Source organism: Streptomyces sp. NPDC001781 (genome assembly GCF_053596035.1).
Genome location: NZ_JBSFFI010000103.1, coordinates 1 through 1,185, shown reverse-complemented (window position 1 = coordinate 1,185; position 1,185 = coordinate 1). Strand labels below are relative to the sequence as shown.

Annotated in this window: 2 protein-coding genes; both read right to left on the bottom strand. The window is 68.9% G+C overall.

Going from position 1 to position 1,185, the window contains the following annotated elements:
* A partial coding sequence (locus tag ACWCV3_RS28990) for an ABC transporter permease (protein WP_451230354.1) occupies window positions 1-550 on the bottom strand: 550 nt, incomplete at its 3' end.
* The coding region (locus tag ACWCV3_RS28985; RefSeq protein ID WP_451230353.1) for an ABC transporter permease at window positions 547-1,185 on the bottom strand (639 nt) is incomplete at its 5' end. The genes ACWCV3_RS28985 and ACWCV3_RS28990, both read right to left, overlap by 4 nt.

The following is a 1,185-nucleotide window of genomic DNA, read 5'->3' as shown; positions in this document are numbered from 1 at the left end:
CATCGCCGCGCACCAGGCGGGCGGGGGAGAGCCAGGCGACGCCCGCGATGATGAGGATCAGGATGCCCTTGCTGGGCGTGATGATCGCGGCGACGACCACGAGCAGGAACATCGCCGGGATGGCGAGCGCGGCGTCGGTGATCCGCATCATCGTGGCGTCGACCCAGCCGCCGAAGTATCCGGCGACGGCGCCGTACACGGTGCCGAACAGGGTCGCCAGGAGACCTGCCGCGAGGCCGATCTCCAACGACGTCTGCCCCGCGACCATGAGCCGGCCCACCATGTCGTAGCCGAGGTCGGTGGTGCCCAGCAGATGCCCTGATGTGCCGGGGGAGAGGTTCGCCCGGGACAGGTCCGTGTGAACCTGCTCGGTCGGGTGGAGCAGCGGGCCCAGGTAGCAGAAGGCCAGCAGCAGGGCGAGCAGGATCACGCCGCCCAGGGCCAGCTTGTTGCCGGTGAACACGCGCAGGGTGCGGCGGGCCAGCGAGGGGGTGGCCTGCGCGGCCTCCTCCTGCCCGGGTATGACAGAGGTCGTCACCGTGGTGGTCATGACACGCTCCGGATCCGCGGGTCGAGGACGGCGTACAGGATGTCGGTGAGCAGCGAGCCGAGGACGGTCGCGATGCCGACGACGAGGGTCACACCGAGGAGGACGGGGAAGTCCGAGCCCTGCGCGGCGTTCCAGAACAGCAGCCCCATGCCGGGGTAGTTGAACATCGACTCGACGACGAGCGCACCGCTGAACAGTGTCGGCAGGTACAGGCCGAGGAGGGTGGCGAGCGGGATCAGGGCGTTGCGCAGCACGTGCTTGACCATGATCCGGCGGCTCGACAGGCCCTTCGCCATGGCCGTGCGCACGTACTCCTCGGTGAGGTTGTCGAGGACCGCGGAGCGCATGTAGCGGCTGAACATGGCCACGATGCCGAACGCCATGGTCACGACCGGCAGGATCAACCCGGGTATGTCGCCGAGCAGTTCACCGATCGTCTCGCCCTGCGGGGCCTCCGCCGGGAAGATCGGCAGCACCTGCGCGAACAGGATGATCATGATGAGGCCGAGGAAGAACACGGGCGTCGCGTACATCAGGAACGCGAGGCCGGTCAGCGCGTAGTCGGACGCCTTGCCGCGCCGCACCGCCTGGAGCAGGCCGAGCGGCACCGCGATGATCACCGCGAGGACCGTCGA